This window comes from Arthrobacter sp. Edens01, assembly GCF_001307035.1.
Classification (GTDB): Bacteria; Actinomycetota; Actinomycetes; order Actinomycetales; family Micrococcaceae; genus Arthrobacter_B.
This window is the reverse complement of record NZ_LKIU01000004.1, coordinates 284,665-302,365: the sequence shown is the minus strand read 5'-3', so window position 1 is coordinate 302,365 and position 17,701 is coordinate 284,665. Positions and strand designations below refer to the sequence as shown.

10 protein-coding genes are annotated in these 17,701 nt (G+C 56.8%); 7 read left to right on the top strand and 3 right to left on the bottom strand.

All coding sequences use genetic code 11. The features are described from left to right. Nucleotides 1–436: 436 nt before the first annotated feature. From AO716_RS06260 to AO716_RS06250, 3 genes are all read right to left on the bottom strand, one after another. On the bottom strand, nt 437–1,672 hold the full coding sequence (locus AO716_RS06260; RefSeq protein ID WP_055240086.1) for a DNA methyltransferase: 1,236 nt from the start codon (nt 1,670–1,672) through the stop codon (nt 437–439). Continuing rightward, a complete protein-coding gene (locus AO716_RS06255) occupies nt 1,669–2,382 on the bottom strand; it encodes a hypothetical protein (RefSeq protein WP_152969884.1) in 714 nt (237 codons plus the stop codon). Before AO716_RS06255 ends, AO716_RS06260 begins: the two co-directional genes overlap by 4 nt. A gap of 338 nt (nt 2,383–2,720) precedes the next feature. After that, nucleotides 2,721–3,920, bottom strand: coding sequence for a DUF3427 domain-containing protein (locus AO716_RS06250; protein WP_082413369.1), 1,200 nt, complete (start codon nt 3,918–3,920; stop codon nt 2,721–2,723). Between the two features lie 164 nt (nt 3,921–4,084). Between AO716_RS06250 and AO716_RS06245 the strand changes: the two genes are divergently transcribed. The 7 genes from AO716_RS06245 to AO716_RS06215 all read left to right on the top strand — a co-directional run bounded on the left by AO716_RS06245 (nt 4,085) and on the right by AO716_RS06215 (nt 17,652). Beyond that, a complete protein-coding gene (locus tag AO716_RS06245) occupies nt 4,085–5,563 on the top strand; it encodes a DNA cytosine methyltransferase (RefSeq protein WP_082413387.1) in 1,479 nt (492 codons plus the stop codon). Between the two features lie 165 nt (nt 5,564–5,728). Next, on the top strand, nt 5,729–7,153 hold the full coding sequence (locus tag AO716_RS06240) for an ATP-binding protein (RefSeq protein ID WP_160317914.1): 1,425 nt from the start codon (nt 5,729–5,731) through the stop codon (nt 7,151–7,153). Nucleotide 7,154: 1 nt separating this feature from the next. Next, a complete protein-coding gene (locus AO716_RS06235) occupies nt 7,155–10,025 on the top strand; it encodes a Z1 domain-containing protein (RefSeq protein WP_055240081.1) in 2,871 nt (956 codons plus the stop codon). Between the two features lie 48 nt (nt 10,026–10,073). Continuing rightward, on the top strand, nt 10,074–12,149 hold the full coding sequence (locus tag AO716_RS06230) for an AIPR family protein (RefSeq protein WP_055240080.1): 2,076 nt from the start codon (nt 10,074–10,076) through the stop codon (nt 12,147–12,149). 49 nt (nt 12,150–12,198) lie between these two features. After that, nucleotides 12,199–14,805: a Z1 domain-containing protein gene (locus tag AO716_RS06225; RefSeq protein WP_055240079.1), complete on the top strand. Its 2,607-nt coding sequence runs from the start codon at nt 12,199–12,201 to the stop codon at nt 14,803–14,805. Then, nucleotides 14,802–15,809 (top strand): PD-(D/E)XK motif protein, encoded by a 1,008-nt coding sequence (locus AO716_RS06220; protein WP_055240078.1) that lies wholly within the window; start codon nt 14,802–14,804, stop codon nt 15,807–15,809. The genes AO716_RS06225 and AO716_RS06220 overlap by 4 nt, the downstream gene beginning before the upstream one ends. Beyond that, entirely contained in the window at nt 15,799–17,652 is a 1,854-nt protein-coding gene (locus AO716_RS06215) for a hypothetical protein (protein WP_152969883.1), read from the top strand. The genes AO716_RS06220 and AO716_RS06215 overlap by 11 nt, the downstream gene beginning before the upstream one ends. Nucleotides 17,653–17,701: the final 49 nt, after the last annotated feature.

Below are 17,701 nucleotides of genomic sequence, written 5' to 3'. Positions count from 1 at the left end.
GGGTGCTGATCACCCCGCAGGACGGGCAACCGGCCTCGGTGGTGGTTTCGACACTGATCCGGCGCTGCCCGCAGGCGAGGATCTCGGTCCCGGTGACACGGTAGTCGGGCAGGTTGAAGATGGTGGTGGCAGCATCGGGGCGCGGGGAAGTAGGCTCGATCAAGGCTCGTAGCTCCTGACTCTTGATGAATGCGTAGAGAACATCCATCACAGCAGGGCTACGAGCCCTTTAGCTTTCAAGACACGGAACCTGTTTCACCATCAACCGCGAAGAGCCGAAAAAGCGGGGATAATCATGCAAAGTCAACATCCTAAGCATGATTGGTCTTCCAACTCTGTGGATGGTCGTGCGGCCAGAACGCTTTAGAATAGCGCCTACCGAATCGCTGCGGAGCAACAGCTCAAGAGGAACTCCTCTAGAGCAAGAAAATCCCCGCTATTGTGGCCTTCGGGCTGTTACATCGTATTCGTACAAGGCCTTCTTTGAGTTACGCTTTCGGATCGGCTTCACTTCGACGTCGACATACCCCACTTCGCTCAGCATGGACGCATACCATTCATGTGCAGGCACCTCGTGACCATAGAAAGTCGAATTTCCGATAATATAAGAAACAGATCCACCGTGTTTGACGTGCTGTAAAGTCGCATTGAAGTGACTCCACATGTCATGAAAATACTTACCCACGTAATTGCTTAAAAGCGGCCCGTTCTTCTCGCCATCCGCAGCGATCCGTGCGCGAACGGAATCCATTGAGGCGTCAACAGGAGTTCCAGTCTCACTGGGTCGCCAAGAGTTCAGCTTACTTGTAGCGGATCCCCAAGTACCACCAATGGCCTTCCAATCCAGGTCCCCTGCATCAGAGGCAGCATCCAAGTACTTCAACCAGTACATATATGGCCGCAGCTCACGAATATAAGACATTCTGTTGACATATGGTGGAGACGTTACTAGCAAATCAGCGGGCTTCAGGGGATTCTCCATCTCGCGGGAGTCTCCTTCATAGGCTATTCCTACGCCTGGCAAGTCCTGGCTTGCACTTTTTAGTATCTCACCGGCCTCCTGTGCATAAATATCAAGGGTGGCCTCAAAAACTTTAATTTCAAAAGAGGTGATATCCTTTGAATTTTCCTTAAAGGACATTGATTGGTGATTGAATGCCGCATTGCTGGCATCGATCAAAGCGCGACAAAAGCCAATAAGAAGCAAATTACGGGAGCGATCATCGGGCAAGAATTCAAATATCACGTGCGCAATGGCCTTGAGTGCCTGCAAACTCCCAGCAGACCACCACCGGTCAATCTTGAAAATGTTGGGCTGCCAAAGACTCATATCAGCGTGGAGCTTGCTTGCTTCTTCTCGAATGATACCGAGATACTTCCACCCGTTGCTGATGTCGTTTTCCGAATAATGAGACATCTTGGCGTTTGCCATCCAAATCAGAAACGGATTTACATCCAATGACTGGCCATAGTGCCCTAGTTCCATAGCCGCCAGCGGTGTCGTTCCTGTACCGGAAAACGGGTCGGTAATAATCGAGCCTGGCGGTAGCAGGCTTATTTTTTCTCGGACAAGACGTACCCCGTAGGCGGGCGTGAGTCGTAGCCACCCATGCCTCCCAACGCCAGCATTCGCCTTATATGTCAAGTGTGGATTCTGCAGATCAGAAGTCATGCTGACAATAGTTCTTCGAGAATTTGGATTACCTCTGCGCGCATCGAATCGGAGTTACGCTCAAAGAAGTCCCCCAGATCATATCCGATTACATCCCGAAAGAATGCAAAGGTGCTAGTGGCGTTGTCTTCGTCTCCGCTGGTGCCCAGAAGAACCGGTATATTTGCTAATTCGTATCGAGCGCGAACTGCGCGATTCATCTGCGTGGACATGAGAACCAACCCCATTATGTACCCGCGCCCTAAGGCTTGAGCACTGTTGCTGAGATCTCCATTTTGGCGTTTTGAGTCCGCGGATTTGTACCCCTGACGGACTTCAAAAACGACTCCCTTTAGTTCCTGGGTAATATTCAGACGCGCACGTTGGTGATCAATCCAGGCGCTGATTCGGTTCCGTTGGTCGTCATCCACAACGTCCGTGAGCTCAATCCTGCCATCAAGCGTTAGTGTCTTGAGCCTGTCCGTGTCGTCGATCGGAACTTGATACCGCCACTTCACTTGCTCCTCAGATAGAGACAACGTGTCTTTTATGACTTCACGGAAAAGACGCTCACATCCGATCCCCAGCTGACGGTAGATGGAGGTCATGCCGCCAGCTGCTTTATGCGCGGCGTACATCATTTCTGTATCGAGTCCAACCCAGTGGTACAGAGGATCGCTTCCATAGATAACTTGGAATGAGTCGAAGCTTACAGGTTCAGACCCGCCCATTTTGGGTAGGTAGTCGGCGCAATCACGGAGGGGGGCGATAAGCAGGTCTCGGTAAGCCGAGTCTCTGTCAGTTGAGGTAAGCACGTTCCAAGAATACCTGTGCCGCTGGGCCAGAGGCGCACCGTGCCTTTTCCCTTCCGGCGTCAAGTGGGGCTGCGTGCAGCGGTTTGCTTAGGCGGACAGGGGCTGCCCTCACGCTGTCCCGACCTACGTTCTCGGGTGCATGACGTCACACCCGTCAGTTGCCCGAGCTGCGCAGAGGGATAAATGACTCGGCCATCGGGAATGCGTGAGCTTCTTGAGCTGAGTACCATTGTGCCGATGGGTTGCCAAAGGACTCAATGCGCCACAGCACTAGCCTCAACATAAACATCCGCAGGCATCGCCCGGTGCAGTTTCCACACAATGCCGACCGGCTTCGACCCTGAGTGCGACATGTAGTCCAGCTGCCCAAGGCAGGTGTACGGCATCGTCATCCCGTTCTCATCCCGCTGTCGAGGCCGGGTGAAGAGCAGAACCTTCGATCCCAGAGCCTTGTGGTTGATGTACCGCTGGCCGGTCACGCTCTCCGGAGACGTCGTGTTCTGGGACTCCCAGTGAAACACCTCAGGACTCATCGCGTAGTCCTTGTACATGATGGACGCCGCTCGTTCTTTTTCGTCCTTCTCCAGCGTCACGAAGAACGCATCGGTCTTCGTTTCCTCGCACCAGGCAACGCCTTCCCGGTGGCTCGTCTTGCCACCCAGCCCGAAGTACCCCAGGGCAGCAAGGACTTCCTCCCGCCGGTATGTTGTGTGCGAATACAACGGAACCTGCTGCATCCCCAGACCAAGCCCCTTGGGCGCATATCCGGAACGCTGAACGCCCAGGGCTGCCAACTGCCGGATCTCCGCACAGACCAACGGATAGCTGCGCAGGAACTGGAGCCCGGCGTCGTACGATGTGTGCCCTCCCCCATTCGGCCACAATGCAAAGAAGAGCATCCGGGCCAGGATCTGCTCCCTGTCGCTCAGCTCCGCATAGGGGGGTGCATCCTCCGAGACCAGTTTCGTGTATGTCTCCGCCCGTTCCGGATCATCGACGCAGAGCATCGCTGTCATCCGGCGCAGCAGGTCCTCTTCCAGCTCCGAGGTCTCATTGAGCTGGGAGGCCAGTACGACATCGTGCGCCTGGCTGATGTCCACCAACCCGGCTTCCCGGATCAGAGAGGTCCAGGAATCCCCCGTTTTGCGGTACACATCGGGCAGGTCCCGTCCCGATTCCCGGAGATAGTCCTCCAGCAGATGCTCGCCGTAGGACCGAACCTCGGCCACCAGCTGTTTCCGGTTGACCCGGAGCTGGTCCCGGATGTTGGCCAGCACGGTCTGCTGTGCCACCCGGTCCAGGATGATCTGCGAACCGGATGGCAGGTACGGGAACCCGTCTTCCACGGCCTTTTCCAGTTCAGCAAGTCTATGCCGGGTTGTCGTGAGCTCGGTGACGATGGTTGGTGATCCGGACCCGTTGCCTAGGTCGGCGGTTGGGAGCTGACCTAGCATCGGGCGTGGGTCCTGGGCTCCGTTTAGAGCCGAGCCGCGGTGACCGGACTGTCAGTGCGGCCTGGTTGACTGGGCACAGACGAATGCGCAGAGCCCGGTAAGATTACTAGGCCCCTCGTACCTGCCTGGTAACCTGGAGAGCCATACTCATTTTGGAGGAAACCGTGATCCCCGTCGTTGACATCTTTGCTGGCCCTGGCGGCCTGAACGAAGGCTTCTCCAGCATCCGCGATCAGGACGGCAACCGGGTCTTCAAAACAGTTCTGTCGATCGAGATGGAGACGTCGGCGGTCAAGACTCTGACCCTACGCGCAGCTCACCGGTTCCTTCTCGATTTGCCTGAAGGTCAACCTGAGATCTACAAACGGTTCCTTGCCAAGGACGTGACCTACGACGAAATGCGTGTGGCGCCGGAGGTGGCCGCAGCTTTCGCGCACGCAGAAGACGAAGTCCGACAGTTCACCCTGAGTGAAGACAGCCGTCCAGAGTCCGACGCGTTGATCCGCGAATCTCTGAAGGACGCCTCCGAATGGGTCCTCATTGGCGGGCCGCCGTGCCAGGCCTACTCCATGGCCGGACGCTCCCGGCGAAAGCACGACGCAACGTTCAAGGACGACCACAAGCACTTCCTCTACAAGGAATACCTGCACATCATCACTGAGTTCCGCCCTGCGGTATTCGTTATGGAAAACGTGAAGGGCATGCTCTCTTCCAAGAGCGGCGACGGCAAGATTTTCGAACTGATCGAGCAGGATCTGCGTGGGCCGGGGTACGACCTTCACTCGATGGTGGTCAGCAGCGACACGGGCGAACTCAAGCCCACAGACTTCATCATCAAGTCAGAGCAGTTCGGAATCCCCCAGAAGCGCCACCGTGTCATCATTGTGGGCCTGCGCCGGGATGCCCAGCTTCCGGCACCAAAAGTACTTGAACCCCGTGAGGCGGTTACCGTTCAGGACGCCATCTGGAGCCTGCCTCACTTGCGTTCCGGCATTTCCCGTCAGCCGCAGGCCACTTGGGAAGACTGGGCAAGGATCCGCCAGCAGGCGCACAAGTCCCTACGGGCGCTTCCCGGAAAGGAACAGGCGGCTGCTCCCAGACTTTATGAGCTCGGCACCAGGTCGACGGCCGTCCGACCCGCAGAACCTTTCGCCGAGGACTCAGCAGCCGGTGAACTTCAAAAGTGGCTCCGTGAAGATGCGGCCCCCGTCACTTGGAACCACGAAGCCCGGGGACACATGCTCGAAGACTTGGTTCGGTATTACTTGCTGGCTGCACTCGTTACAGCCGATGGTCAAAGCCCCAAGGTCCGCAGTCTGCCGGCTGCCCATTGGCCAAAGCACAACAACATCAACAACGTAGTCGTCCCGTTCGAGGATCGGTTCCGCGTCCAGGCGTGGGGAAGGCCCTCGTCCACCGTCGTGTCCCACATCGCCAAGGACGGGCACTACTACATTCACCCGGACCATGAACAGATGAGAAGCCTTACCGTGCGCGAGGCTGCGCGGCTGCAGACCTTCCCCGACAACTACGTCTTCCTAGGAAACCGCACGCAGCAATACACACAGGTGGGGAATGCAGTTCCTCCCCTGCTGGCCAGAAAGATCGCAAGCAGGATTGCAGAAGTCCTGGGGGTTCGCTGAGAACTGAGAAGAGTTGCTATCTGGGTCCATGCGTTCAGGCTGCTGTGTCGCATTAACAGGAATGTCACCGCGTGGCGATACTCTGATCTTCAGAAGTACTAATCGCATTTTAGCTCTGGGGGACCCTTGACGGACGCGATCACACTGCTGCCTGGACCGCATCTCATGGAATCCATGAGAGCCGTTGGCTACAACTTGGAAACCGCGTTGGCTGACCTCGTAGACAACTCGATCACAGCCGGCGCAGAAACGGTGGACATTCGGTTTTCCGCGGCCGGTGAGCCCTACGTAGCCATCATCGACGACGGCTTGGGCATGACCGAGCTGGAGGCACAGGATGCGATGCGCTTGGCAGGAAATGACTCACGAAACCTGCGTGCGAGCCACGATCTTGGACGATTCGGTCTCGGACTCAAGACCGCATCCATTTCCCAGTGCCGCAAGCTTACTCTGGTGACGAAACAGCGCCGCGAGGTGCACGCTTTCAGGTGGGACTTGGACTACCTCAGCAGCTCCTCCAGCTGGAGCCTCCTGCGACTTGCACCGGAAGAGTACCAAGCCCTCCCTGAGTACGCAGCGCTCGAAGCCCTGGATCACGGAACGATGATCCTTTGGCAGGATCTGGACCAGCTTGAAAACACCAGTGGTAACTCGATTGCTTCAATGGACGAGGCCATGATGCGAGCGGCCTCTCACTTGGGACTTGTTTTCCACAGGTTCCTGGCAGGCGAGCACGGACGGCCGCTCGATATCCGTCTGAACTTTACGTCCGTCCCTGCGACTGATCCCCTGCTCAAGGATCACAAGGCCACCCAAATCGGCCCGCTGGAACGCATATCTTTGGACCAAGGCACTATTGAACTGCGTCCCTATACTCTTCCGCACCTGAACATGATGTCGCCGTCGGACCGTAGGAAGGCCCATGTAAACGGCTCATTGCGCGACAGCCAGGGTTTCTATATTTACCGTGCCATGCGCCTTGTCATCTGGGGAACGTGGTTCCGCGTGGCTCCGAAACAGGAATTAGGCAAGCTGGCACGGGTGCAAGTGGATGTTCCGAATTCCCTGGACCATCTATGGTCTCTGGACATCAAGAAGGCCCAAGCCGTACCTCCACCCGTTATCAGGGACCGGCTTCGTGCCGTTGCAGCCACAATTGTGGGTCCAAGCCAGCGTGCGCACACCTATCGCGGGCGAACAGAGCGCAGTCCCATCACACATATCTGGAATGCCGTCTCCGACGCTGAGTCGTTCCGTTACGAGGTCAACAGAAATCACCCTGCACTGATCGCGCTCAGCAGCACGTTCGATCGTCATGAGTCCGCGGCCCTGGAAACCGTTCTGAGTCTCATGGAGCGAACGTTTCCCATCGAGGATGTTTACAACAAGATGGGGCAGGACCTGTCCCACTCCGGCGCGGAGGTGCAGGACCAAGACCTTAGGGATTTGGCAAGGGCGCTCTGGGGACAGCTTCAGACCACGCTCGCCCCGGAAGCCTTTGTCAAAGCCATGCTCACCTCGGAACCGTTCGACAAGCACCCCCGCGCCGAGGCGGCCTTGCGTGAAACTGCTTACGGGACGGAGTTCTAGAATGACGGACGCATTCCTATTTCCAGTCTCTTCGGTCGAGGCTACCGCACTGTCCCTCCTCAAAGACTCCGACACCGATGAATACCGTCCGGACCTCACCGCAGATGAGATTCGATTGTCTTTCGATCGTGCACGTACGCGGCTTCCGACGGGTTCAACCGAATCGCAAATGGACGAGTTGGTGGAGCACTGGGTACAAAAGCTGACCGCCACCGGTTCCTCGAGCGAGGGTGGTCCGCTCGTCAAGGATGATCACATACCGTGGTTGCAGAAGAGCAAGGCTGACATCGTATGGCGAAGGTGGTTCGCCTACCGGCATATGCTTTCCGACGCCGGGCGTTCGGGCGCAGTTCTCGACAGACTAGATCACTTCAGCGACGAAATCCTCGACCTTGCCGGGGACCCGAGAATGACCGGCTTCTGGAATCGCCGAGGCCTAGTTATTGGCGACGTACAGTCGGGGAAAACCCAGAACTATCTTGCCCTGATGAACAAGGCAGCCGACGCAGGATATCGCGTTATCGTCATCCTCTCCGGGAACACCGAATACCTCCGTCAGCAAACCCATTCCCGGATCGACGAGGGGTTCATCGGCAGGGACACGACACTCACCGGGATGCATAACGGAGCACGCGTTCCCCGAGACGTGCATATTGGTATTGGCAACGTGGATCGGGAGATCGCAGATGCCACATCCCTCACCACGACCCTGATGGATTACCTTCAGGTCAGCCGAACGGCCGGCGACGTAGCCCTGCCTACGCCTACCTCCCCGCCGTTGGTGTTTGTGGTCAAGAAGAACACGCACGTCCTCAAGGCAGTGCAAGGATGGGCCCAGGCAAAAGCCGGCAGCCACCAGAGGATCGATTTACCCTTGTTGCTGATTGATGACGAATCCGACTACGCATCGGTCAACACCAACGACGAAAGCGACGATCCCACTGCAATAAACGCAGCAATCAGGCGGCTTCTGAACCTGTTTACCCGGTCCTCTTACCTGGCTATTACCGCGACGCCCTTTGCCAACATCTTCATCGATGATGAGGCAACGGCTTGCCTCACCGAGGATGGCCAGGAACTGCCCGACCTGTTTCCCGAAGATTTCATTTACCCCCTCGATGCTCCCAGTAACTACGTCGGCGTCCGGGCGGTATTCGGGCGGGCGCCGGATGAACCCGGAACCCAGGTCCAGAAACTCCAAGACGCTGTTCGCTGGCTTCCCTTGAAACACAAGAAACTTCAACGCCCCGAGGGCCTGCCTTCGAGCCTTGAGGAAGCGCTCCGCACTTTCCTACTGGCCAACGCCATCTTGGACCATCGGCTGAAAGCACCCGCAAAACGTTCCATGCTGGTGAACGTATCGCGCTTCACCGATGTCCAAAACCACGTGGCAGACGCACTGCGCGAAGCGCTCTTTCAGTACAAAACAGCCATTCAACTGCATGCTGCAGCTTATGCTGCAGGGCGGACGCATCCGCTGCTGGATCAGCTGAAGGGAACATTCACGCGCCAATACAGCGCGAACGGCACCTCTTGGGAAAGTGTTTTGTCCGCACTGCCGGTTTCAGTCGCAGAAGTCCGCGTCAAGGTGTACAACTCCGCACCAGGGATCGATCACACCGAGTTCGATGATGAAGTGCCGGAGAGGCAGATTGCCATCGGTGGTGACCTGCTCAGCCGGGGCCTGACCTTGGACGGACTCGTGGTCAGTTATTTCCACCGGAATGTTGCCGCTGCCGACACTATGATGCAGATGGCGCGATGGTTCGGGTACCGGGATGGGTACCAGGACATTTGCAAGCTTTGGATCAGCGAAAGTACAGCTGGAGACTACAGGTTCATCGCTACAGCGGTGGAAGAGCTCCGCGTGGATCTCGCCTATATGCGCCGAAGTAAAATGATCCCCCGTGACTTCGGCCTCGCCGTGCAACAGCACCCCCAATCACTCCTGATCACCGCAAGGAACAAGTCAAGGCACGCCATGTCCGCCCCAAAGGAAATCAACCTGCTGGGACGCAACTTGGAAACCACGAAACTCTCCACAAGTGTTGAACTCCAGAGGGAAAACCACACTTCCATAGTCAAGCTGCTGAGCGACGCGGTGGGAAACGACTGCACCGTCGACACGACCAGGCGGGGGTATGCGCGGGTTCGCTCCGTTCCCAAGGATATGATCGCCGACGCACTCCTCCGCTTTTCGGCAGCACCGGACGACATCCTATTCAACGGTGCAAGCTTGGAACGCATGGTGCGAAGCAGCGAAGGTGAACTTTTCCAAGAGTGGGACATCATAGTTGTCAATGGCTCGGTGAAACGAAACGCTCCGTTAACCCTCGGCCCGCTCAGCGGGTGTTACCCCGTCGAACGACAGATGCTCCTTCGTCCATTGTTTTCTAAGGATGGAACGTCGAGAGGATCCTCGCTCTGGGTCAGTGGTAAGCGGGGCCGCCTGGCGGGACCTGACGATTTGCAGAAACTCCTCGACCAAGAGATCGAGCAGCAAGCTTCCGGGAGATACATGGATGCTCTCAAGGAGCTCGGCCAAGACGCAAAAAAATCGATTCCTGAAACCGCGTTTTACGGCCACCTCAGTAAACCTCAGCTCTTGATTTACCCGGTGTATATCAGCGCAGGCGGTCAAGAGCAGAATCGAACCATTGAGGTAGAAGATTTGGCCGAGCTACCAAAGGACGCTGTTGAATCGATGCGCTTCCTTGAAGAGGCGCAGAAACAACATCTTCCGTTTATGGCTCTCAAGGTTGCCTTGCCGAAAACCGACTATGACCCGCGCGGGCGCAACGGCCGCGCCAAGTACTTACTAAACCGCGTAGCCCAGCGTTATTGGGTCTCGGATTACGAACAACTCGCTTAGCAGCAGCACAACGATCCTTCAGGATCATCATCAGACAAATGGGGACAAATGGATATTGAGAGCTACTACCAGCAGCAGGCCGCTGCTGTCGGCGCCTTGGCTAACGCCGAGGGCGAATTCGTCGCTACCGCCTTTACTAGGCACTGCGGAGAAATACTTACCGAAGCAGGCGAGTTCGATGACATCGAAGTTTTGGACTTCGAGGGCTCGGGTACCAATCAGCGGAAACTCAAGGTCAACGGCTACGACCTCGAGAACGCAGATAACAGTATTGCCATCGTCGCAAGCGTCCATTACGGGACGGAGACCATTCAAACGCTCTCCGCGCCCGATGCAAAAGCGGCCCTCAGGGCCCTTCACTACTTCCTGCTGGATGCACTCGACGGGAGCTTCACGCAGGGGCGGGAGCAAAGTTCACCGGCATACCAGCTCGCATGGGATCTGCGGAGCAGAGGCAGGAACGTTTCACGTTACCGTCTCTATCTCATGACGGACGCCAGGTTGAGTGATCGTCTGCGGTCCCTGCCCTCTGAAGACGTCCACGGGATTCCGGTGGACTTCCATCTTTGGGATGTGGAGCGTTTCCACCAGCTCCACCAATCCCAAAGCGGCCATGAGCCTCTTCAGATCGACCTCACCGAGTGGGCCAGCCAAGGAATTCCTGCGCTTCGCGTGGAATCCACGCCCGAGTTTGCGACTTATCTGGCCTCTGTCCCCGGCCGAGTCCTGTCCTCACTGTATGGGAAGCATGGAAGCCGACTGCTTGAAAGCAACGTAAGGTCCTACCTCAGCAATAGAGGAAAGATCAACAAGGGCATCCGCGCGACGATCCATTCCGCTCCGCAGAACTTCATGGCGTTTAACAACGGAGTAACTGCGACAGCAACGAGTGTTACAACCTCTGAGGATGGAAGCGCGCTTACTTCGATCGAGGATCTACAAATAGTAAACGGTGGCCAAACCACGGCGTCACTATTCTTCGTGCAGAGGGAAACGAAATCCGATGTAGTTTTGGACGGCGTTTTTGTACAAATGAAGCTAGTAGTCGTCGCACCTGAGCTCGCCGCCGAACTTATACCGAATATCTCCCGGTTTGCTAACAGCCAGAACGCAGTCAGCTCTGCCGATTTCTTCTCCAACAGTCCTTACCACGTCCGCCTAGCTGAGCTCTCGCGCAAGGTCCTTGTCCCGTCCCGTTCCGGTGCCGTCCACAGCACCCATTGGTACTACGAACGTACTCGCGGGCAATATGAAAATGAACGCAGCAAGCTTTCACGCTCTGAGGCCGTCCGTTTCGAAAATCTGAATCCGAAGTCACAAAAGTTCGATAAACCGGCATTGGCCAAATACCTTATGTCGTGGGACCAGCGCCCCCACACCGTGAGCGCGGGAGCACAGAAAAACTTCGTTGCCTTTGCCGATATCGTGGCTAAGAGCTGGGATAAGGATCCAGACCAGTTCAACGAACAGTACTTTAAGCAGACGGTGGCCAAAGGCATCCTCTTCGCTGAGGTCAGGAACGTCATCAAGAATGCTGACTGGTATCGCAAGGCGTACTTGGCGAACATTGCCGCCTACACGGTTGCCAAGATTGCTAGCCTGGTAGAGCAGCAGGGACAAGGCAAGGTCTTCGATTTTGATGCCGTGTGGTCCGCACAAGCCGTCCCGGAGTCCGTGCTGGTCGTCGCCAACCAGGTGGGACGCCTTGTCCAGGAGGTCCTCACCAGTGAACATCGGAGCACAACGAACGTCACGGAGTGGGCCAAAAAGGCGCAGTGCTGGGACACCGTCAAGGCCATGCACTACACATTGCCCGCTGATTTCCTCTCGGCTTTGGTTGACGCCGCCACCGTCGCTGCCCGCGGCAAAGCTGCCAAGGCGAACCAAAAGGTAGACAATGGAATCGGCCTGCAAACCCGGCTCTATGAGATCCCCACAGAGCATTGGAAGGCGCTGGAAGGGTTTGCCGGCATGAACAGGGTCGCTTCCCCTACCGATATGAGCATCCTGGGACTTATGACAGGACGAAAGTCCGGAGTCCCTTCAGAACGGCAGGCTGCCAGGCTCATCCAGCTGGTTGCCAATGCCAACGAACGGGGATTTACCCTCTTTAGTCCTTGGTGACGCGTCACCTCCCGGTTACTTACTCCCGTATCAAGTTCAAGGATAAAAAATGGCCCTAAACGCCCAAGGACTCGCGGCGCTTGAAACTCTCGAAGTTCTGATGAAAACCAGTGTTTCCAAAGACGCTGCCATAAATACTTTGCGTATTATGCTCAACAATGACGGGTTGGTCGAGGACGTCCTTACCGAACGCGACCTGATCATCAAGCAAAGACTCGCGGACGCTCACGGCGTCACCGTTTTCGATGAGGAATCGGAAACAGAGCCATGGTATGCCGGCCCCCAACCCCATGATGTCTTCTGGCCGAGCCTCAAGGCAAAACTGCAAGCCGACCCGGGTTGGGCCAATGCCGTTCCGTCCCTCGACAAGACCTCCACAGATGTCGTGTCCCTACTGGCCGACCCGCACAGCGAAACCATCCGGACACGCGGAATGGTGCTCGGTTATGTCCAGTCGGGTAAAACTGCCAATTTCACTGCAACCATCGCGAAGGCCGCTGATGCAGGCTACAGACTGTTCATCGTCCTTTCCGGCGTGCATAACTCCCTGCGCCGCCAGACCCAGCTGCGCCTCGACAGTCAGCTTTGCGATTTGAGACCGGCAGACTGGGTCCAGCTAACAGATGAATTCGGCGATTTCGGCAATCCGGTCAAAGCGCTTCCATTGGTTGCCGGGTCACAGTTGCGGCTGTTGGCAGTGGTAAAAAAGAACGTTTCGCGGCTCACAAATCTTCGCGACTGGCTCTTGGACGCCCATGAAAAGGGGGGTCTCAACAAGTGTCCCGTGCTCATCATCGACGACGAGGCAGACCAGGCCAGTCCGAACTCCGCACGAGATGCAGAGCTCGATCAAACAGCCATTAACGGCTTGCTCGTCGATCTCTTGGGATTGCCCCGTGTGGCGTACGTGGGATATACCGCCACGCCGTTTGCCAACGTTCTGGCCAATCCCGCAGATCCACAGAACATTTATCCGCGGGACTTCATCTATTCCCTCCCCAAGCCGGCCGGATACTTCGGCTCCGAAGAACTCTTCGGAGCCGCCGTGGCTGAGCCGGAAGAGAGCTCCGAGGACCAGGGCCACGACATGATCCGGTTCGTGCCTGACGCCGAAGCGGAAGCATACAAATCCAGCTCTAAGAGCCCCTACTCCCCCAAAGTGACCCCCAGCCTGTCCGACGCCATCCGCTGGTTCCTGCTGGCTACGGCTGCGCGCCGGTTTAGAAACGGAGAGGCCAAGCACTCCAGCATGCTGATCCACACCACCATGAGGGTCGACCCTCAGAACACTTTGGTGCCCGTTATCCGGAAACATGTGAAAGACCTGCAGAAAGAACTCCAAAGCGGCGACACGTCGAAGTGGCAGAACCAGTGGGAATCCGAAGTACAACGGGAACCGGCTGCCCGCCACAACCTGGTAGCGCCGTCATTCGAAGAGTTACTGGGACTGCTACCCGACGTACTCACTGACACGAAGGTGGTCGCAGACAACAGCGCCTCGCCCGAGCGCCTCATTTATGCCGCGGACCCGGCGACGGTCATTGCCGTGGGCGGCAACACACTTTCCCGGGGCCTAACCTTGGAAGGCCTTGTGTCCTCGTTTTTCCTGAGGACAGCGGGTGCCTATGATTCCGCACTGCAGATGGGACGCTGGTTCGGGTATCGGCGTGGTTACGAGGATCTTCCCCGGGTCTGGACTACCCGCAAGCTTAAGGATGATTTCCAGTTCTTGGCAGAGATTGAAAGCGACCTTCGATCAGAGATCAAGCGCTACGAGGGTGGAGCTGCGTCGCCACGTGATGTGGCCGTGCGCATTCAGACTCATCCGCGAATGCAGGTGACATCTCCCCTGAAGATGCAGTTTGCGATAAAGGCGTCAGCCTCCTTCAGTGAAACCCACCCACAAACAACATATTTCGACCGGACCAATTCCGAGATTCTGGTGGGAAACATTGAAGCAACGAAGGAGCTTCTATCTGCCGCCAAAAATGAGGCTCTTGATAAGGGGGTATACGGTCAGGGGGATGTTTTCAAGGGGGTTCCCGCCGAATCGATATTGAGCTTCCTGGATCACTACCATTTTAATGACAAGTCTGAGATGTCCGAAGGTATGCTCTCCGACTATGTAAAAACACAACTGGAGTTCGGGGCGCTCCGTGAATGGAACATTGCAGTGGTTTCGAAATCCGGTCAAAGCGACGGGTCTGCGAAAACACTCGACCTTGGCCTCGAGCAAAACGTGAATCTGATCACCCGTTCACAGCTCAACAGTAGCGAACCGGACACAGCCAACATTGGCACGCTGATGTCACGGGTTGATCGTGTACTCGATCTGGGGTGGACAGCCAGCCAGGCGAAGGTTGCAAGCGATGCTCAGCTACAGGAAGTCCGCAATGCTGAGGGACGTCCGCTCCTGGTGATCTACCCCATTGATAAGGACTCTGCTCCCCAACCCCATCTCAAGAGCCGCAAGGAGCTGAACGCCGCGGAGCATGTGGTGGGTGTGGCGTTCTCCTTCCCCGCCGCTGCCGCGGGATCGGAGCCGAAGAACGCGATTCAGGTGGATGTGTCCATGCTCAATACTGACGAAGCCGACGACAGCCTGAGCACCTACGTGGATGCTGAAGGCTCTCACGACAAGGTGGCTCTGGGATGACCGAATATCCAGACCTTCTGTCAGTGTGGATGGTCAACTCCGCAGAGGGAACGGGAACGCAGGGGATTACACAGGCGAACCCGATCGGCGTCAGCGTTGAGGCGGGCGACGTTTTGGCAGCGCTCGACTCGAAGTCGGATCGTCATCTGCTCATCCCCTTGCTTCCCGGCGAGGCTGTGAGCGACCAGGCTGACGGGGCGGCGGTTCGCTTGAGCAGGGTGAAATTTCAGTCACGGGATTACCTAAGTGCGTTCTGCACCGTGCGAAGGCTGGATACTGTTTTTACGCAATTCGCACGCGAACTCTTGGAGGTGCTTCGTGAATCGGAGTCTCCTGCACATGACGTGACACACGCATTCCATGAGTGGAAAGCCCTCTTCGCTGCAGCCACGGGACCGGAACTAAACGTTTCTGAGCAGATAGGTCTGCTTGCTGAACTCCAACTGCTGGAAAGACTGGTTCGCGCAGGAGACCATCAAGCTCTGTCCCACTGGCACGGACCCGATAAGTCACAGCATGATTTTTGTGCCGATGATACTGCCATAGAGGTGAAAGCGTCCCTTGCCCGGGAAGGACGCCGGATCGGCATCAGCAGCCTCCAGCAACTCGAAGCGCCAAACAACGACACCGGCAGGTTGTTCCTGGCCTATACCCGGTATGAGCATTCCTCGACGGGGGATTCGCTGCCCAGTATGGTCGATACGATTCTCAACCTCGGGGTGGAATCGTCTCTCTTCGAACGAAAACTTCGCAGGGCGGGTTATTTCGACTCGCATAGAGAGGCATATCTGAACTCAAGGTTCGCTTTGAAAGAGCAGCGACTATACGACGTTAAACAAGAACATTTTCCAAGGGTGATTCCGCCTTCATTCGAGCAATCTGAGCTTCCGCCGGGAGTGGTTTCAATAACCTACGTCATTGATGTAACCAACGAGCCACCCACACCCTTGGAACAAGTTGAAACGCTCGCCCTAATTGAGGGATTTGCAGACAGTGATTCTTGATTGGATTCCCGAGCGGTTTTCCCCCAGCGGAGGGTTGGCGGCTGACGGGTTCGCAAAACTACTCGGCCGCCCCAATCTCGACCCTCTGGCCGTCTTGGTGAGGGAAACAGCACAAAACAGTTGGGACGCCCGTGATGGAAGTGGAGCACCGGTGGTCTTCAACATCGCTGCCGAGACCTTGGCGGCGAGCGTTGTCACTTGCCTTCGTGAATCCGTTTTCCACAACGCCTCCAAACTTCCCGATCCAACCCTCGCGCACTCCCTTCAACGTACGGACCTAGTGGGCCTATATGTGTCCGACCGCAATACGAAGGGACTTGGAGGACCAGTCCAGGGGCATCTGGAGTCGACGGATGGAAACTATGACTGGGTCGACTTCATCCTCAATGTGGGCAAGGCCAACACCGACGGCATGACCGGAGGTACCTACGGCTTCGGCAAGACCATTGCCTACATCGCTTCGCGCCCCCACACCATAGTTGTTCATAGCCGGGCTATGCATAACGGTGCTCCCGTGAGCCGGTTGATCGCCTGCAGTATAGGTAGTCAGTTCGCGCTTGGCGGGATCCTCCATACAGGGCGCCATTGGTGGGGCAAAGATGATTCGAGGGAACCCGTCCCGTTGGAGGGCATTGAGGCAGACACGCTGGCCGCCCGGCTTGGTATGCCGGATATCGATGAAGGCTCGCTGGGAACGAACATCCTGATCCTCGATCCTGACTTCGGACACAGAACCGTCCAACAGGGCATGACCTTTATTGCCGAGTCGGTCTTGTGGCATCTCTGGCCCAAGCTAGTTGGCGACGATAGGGCCATGGATATCCGAACAACCCTCGACGGTTCAGAAATCTCCATTCCGAAACCGAATTCAAGACCGCCCCTAAACCACTTCGTTGCGGCTTACTCAGCTCTCAGGGGAGACGGTGGTGAACCAACAGCAGTTGTTCGGCTCCATGAGATTAAGCGCAACAAAGAGCGGCTTGGGAGGCTGGCAACAGTTCCGTTTCCGACTCCCCCTTTCAGCACACCCGTGGCTATCGATGACGGGCACAAGCCGGTTGATCCTGACAGTCCGCCTCCGGCCTCACCGTTCACGAACCGGGCCTGCAACCACACCGTGCTGCTACGTTCCCCGGAACTCGTGGTTGAGTATCGGGAAGGTCCGCCGGCCAAAGAAGGTATCGAATGGGCCGGTGTTTTTCGCGCTGAAGATGCCCTGGACGACGCATTTGCTCATGCCGAACCGCCAACGCATGATTCATGGCAACCGAACCTCGTCACTCTCCGCGACCAGCGGTTGCGTGTGCTCAAAGCCCTCCGTGAAATCGACCAGGCAGTCCTGACGCAGTGGGGCAAGCCAAAGCCGGCAGCAGCTGCTGAATCGACTAGTACAGCCTCGGTGGCTAACGCACTCTCCCACTTGATCGGAACCTCCGGGCAGGGCAAGGGACGGCCGGGGGCGCCCGGCGGTGGCGGCGCAGGCAAGAGAGGCCCGAAGCGGGCGTCCATCGAGCTACTTGACGCCGGTCCCCGAATGCTCGGCAACCAAACCGCCTCTTATCTGCGCTGCCTCGTGACACCGCCTAAAGGTGCCGACGTTACTGTCGTCACTGTTTCTGTGGGGGTTGCGCTGGACGGTGCTACGAGTGACGCCACGCTGGATCCGCAGCTGGAACTGGTCTCCGCCGAGTTCGAGGGCAACCGTGAGACCTTGGAGGGACACCGTTCAGAGTTCAAAGTCTTCGGTGACGAGCCTGTACACGCAGTCATCTGCGCGAAACGTTCATCAGCATCCAGTGTTCTCTGGGATGTTTCAACGGATGTGGAAAGCAGTACTGCATGAAAATCTCCGTATCGCCTTTCTACACTCCGGACCCGAATTCCGTAGTTCA